The organism is Bacillus sp. JK106 (genome assembly GCF_053663355.1).
The window spans coordinates 1-1637 of sequence record NZ_JBSJQC010000010.1 but is presented as its reverse complement, the minus strand read 5'-3'; the positions used below and the strand labels follow the sequence as shown (position 1 = coordinate 1637).

Here is a 1637-nt window from a genome sequence, read left to right as displayed (position 1 = left end):
ACCTTCATCACTCACGCGGCGTTGCTCCGTCAGACTTTCGTCCATTGCGGAAGATTCCCTACTGCTGCCTCCCGTAGGAGTCTGGGCCGTGTCTCAGTCCCAGTGTGGCCGATCACCCTCTCAGGTCGGCTACGCATCGTCGCCTTGGTGAGCCGTTACCTCACCAACTAGCTAATGCGCCGCGGGTCCATCTGTAAGTGATAGCCGAAGCCACCTTTTATGTCTGAACCATGCGGTTCAAACAACCATCCGGTATTAGCCCCGGTTTCCCGGAGTTATCCCAGTCTTACAGGCAGGTTACCCACGTGTTACTCACCCGTCCGCCGCTAACATCAGGGAGCAAGCTCCCATCTGTCCGCTCGACTTGCATGTATTAGGCACGCCGCCAGCGTTCGTCCTGAGCCAGGATCAAACTCTCCGATAAAGTAGTTTGACTGACTACGCACATCGCTGTGCGATTTATTTAAAACTTTGAATTAACAGGTACGTTTTGTCTTGTTTAGTTTTCAAAGATCATTACCGCTTGTTGAAGCAACTTTATTATCTTACCACCCAGCTTCTTTTATGTCAACAACTTTTTTAAGTTGTTTCCGAAGCTTTTTGTTGTTGTCTGCTGTCCATCAGCGACGTTTAATAATATACCACGGTGCTTCTCTATAAATCAAGCATTTTTTTAAAAAAGAGAAAAAAAGAAAACCAGTATATTATCTTTAAAGCTTGAGAATGGTCGGGAAGACAGGATTCGAACCTGCGACCCCATGGTCCCAAACCATGTGCTCTACCAAGCTGAGCTACTTCCCGATTTTTTAAAATATTATGGCGCGCCCGAGAGGAGTCGAACCCCTAACCTTTTGATCCGTAGTCAAACGCTCTATCCAATTGAGCTACGGGCGCAATTAATTTCACAATATCCCGTTGGGATAAAATGGAGCGGAAGACGGGATTCGAACCCGCGACCCCCACCTTGGCAAGGTGGTGTTCTACCACTGAACTACTTCCGCAAGTAAAAATGTAATGCATGGCCAGAATACAGCCTCAGATGGCGGTAAACCGTATTGTTATTTATACTGTTCATTATGACAAAAGTAATTATATCAAGGTTTTGATAAAAGTCAATACCGTTTAACAATTAATTATGTTAATCTCTTTTGCATCATTGAAGAAAGGCTTCATCAGAAGACGCGCTAAATACCTATACCTTAACTGGTACAATCAGCAACAGATTTTTACTGAACTAAACAAAAAATAACAGTTCCATAACATTCGGAAACTGCTTCAGATCAACGTATTTAGATAAGCTTCCAAGCGGGCTCGAACCGCTGACCTCTTCCTTACCATGGAAGTGCTCTACCTGCTGAGCTATGGAAGCAATGGCTCCGCAGGTAGGACTCGAACCTACGACCGATCGGTTAACAGCCGATAGCTCTACCACTGAGCTACTGCGGAATATTATAAGCTTCATAAACAAAAACATGGTAGATAAAATAAAAAGCTTGGCGGCGTCCTACTCTCACAGGGGGAAACCCCCGACTACCATCGGCGCTGAAGAGCTTAACTTCCGTGTTCGGCATGGGAACGGGTGTGACCTCTTCGCTATCGCCACCAAACCATTGAGAGTGTTCTCTCAAAACTAGATA

5 tRNA genes and 2 rRNA genes are annotated in these 1637 nt (G+C 45.6%); all 7 read right to left on the bottom strand.

The annotated features are described in order from the left end of the window. Nucleotides 1-424 (bottom strand): 16S ribosomal RNA (locus tag ACWJJS_RS19835); the annotation flags it as partial. Between the two features lie 300 nt (nucleotides 425-724). Continuing rightward, a tRNA-Pro gene (locus ACWJJS_RS19830) sits at nucleotides 725-801 on the bottom strand. Nucleotides 802-817: 16 nt separating this feature from the next. After that, a tRNA-Arg gene (locus ACWJJS_RS19825) sits at nucleotides 818-894 on the bottom strand. A gap of 32 nt (nucleotides 895-926) precedes the next feature. Continuing rightward, a tRNA-Gly gene (locus ACWJJS_RS19820) sits at nucleotides 927-1001 on the bottom strand. Nucleotides 1002-1296: 295 nt separating this feature from the next. Next, nucleotides 1297-1369, bottom strand: a tRNA-Thr gene (locus tag ACWJJS_RS19815). Nucleotides 1370-1371: 2 nt separating this feature from the next. After that, nucleotides 1372-1446: transfer RNA gene (locus tag ACWJJS_RS19810), tRNA-Asn, on the bottom strand. Between the two features lie 45 nt (nucleotides 1447-1491). After that, a 5S ribosomal RNA gene (gene rrf, locus ACWJJS_RS19805) occupies nucleotides 1492-1607 on the bottom strand. Nucleotides 1608-1637: the final 30 nt, after the last annotated feature.